This is a genomic window from Actinoallomurus acaciae (genome assembly GCF_042429965.1).
Lineage (GTDB): Bacteria > Actinomycetota > Actinomycetes > Streptosporangiales > Streptosporangiaceae > Actinoallomurus > Actinoallomurus acaciae.
This window is the reverse complement of sequence record NZ_JBHLZP010001082.1, coordinates 1-1151: the sequence shown is the minus strand read 5'-3', so window position 1 is coordinate 1151 and position 1151 is coordinate 1. Positions and strand designations below refer to the sequence as shown.

1 protein-coding gene and 1 pseudogene are annotated in these 1151 nt (G+C 76.1%); both read left to right on the top strand.

Going from position 1 to position 1151, the window contains the following annotated elements; genetic code table 11:
• A partial coding sequence (locus ACFFNX_RS50655) for a M20/M25/M40 family metallo-hydrolase (protein WP_378213654.1) occupies window positions 1-759 on the top strand: 759 nt, incomplete at its 5' end.
• Between the two features lie 13 nt (window positions 760-772).
• A pseudogene (locus tag ACFFNX_RS50650) lies at window positions 773-1151 on the top strand (ABC transporter ATP-binding protein); the annotation flags it as partial.

The window sequence follows — 1151 nt, the reverse complement described above, 5'->3', positions numbered from 1 at the left end:
CTGGTCGCGTGCGTGGTCGGCGAGGAGGACGGGGGCCTGGGCACCTACGCGCTGCTGGAGCGGGGCTGGCGGGCGGACGCCTGCGTCATCCCCGAGCCGACCGGGCTGGCCGTCGTACCCGCGGCGGCCGGAGCGCTGACGTTCCGCCTCCGGGTCCCCGGTCTCGCCGCACACGCCGCCCGGCGCGCGAGCGGGGTCAGCGCGATCGAGAAGTTCCTGCCGGTCTTCACCGCGCTCCGCGAGCTGGAGGCCCGCCGCAACGCCGAGCCCGATCCGCTGTTCGCCCGCTGGGACCTGGCCTACCCGATCGAGGTCGGCATGGTACGGGCGGGCGACTGGGCCTCGTCGGTCCCCGGCGAGGTCGTCGCCGAGGGCCGGATCGGCGTGGCGCTCGGTGAGTCGCCGGACCAGGCACGGCGTGCGCTGGAGGAGGCCATCGGCCGTGCCTGCGCCGCCGACCCGTGGCTGGCCGCCCGCCCGGTGACGGTGGAGTGGTGGGGCGGCCGGTTCGCCTCGGCCCGTACGACCGACGCGCCCTTTCTCTCCGCGGTGACCGACGCCGTCGGGGCCGGCGCCGAACGGTGGGCCGCCCCGTACGGCAGCGATCTTCGGCTGCTCACCGCCGCGGGGATTCCCACCGTGCAGTACGGTCCGGGCGAGGTGGACCTGGCCCACGCTCCCGATGAGCACGTCTCACTGACGCAGGTCCGCGAGGCGGCCGTCGCGCTGACCCGCCTGGCCGTACGCCACTGCGCCTGACCGGAGGTACCTCGTGTCGCTCACCGGACGGAACGTCCTGGCCCAGGTCGTCGCCGGGCAGCGCCGTCACGTCCTGCTCGCCTCGCTGATGGTCACCGGGCACCAGGCGGGCGAGGCGCTGGTGCCGTTCCTGATCGGTGTCGTGATCGACCAGGCGGTCGGCGGAGGCCTCGGCGGCCTCCTGCTGTGGCTCGGCGTCCTGGGCGCGGTGTACGTGGCGCTGAGCCTCAGCTACCGCTTCGGCGACCGCGCCGCGGAGCGGGCCTCCGAGCAGGCGGCGCACGAGCTTCGGCTCACGCTCACCCGCCGCGTCCTCGACCACCGGGGCGGGGCGGAGGCCGGGCGGCTGCCGGGCGCCCTGGTCAACATCGCCACCGGCGACGCGCACCGGG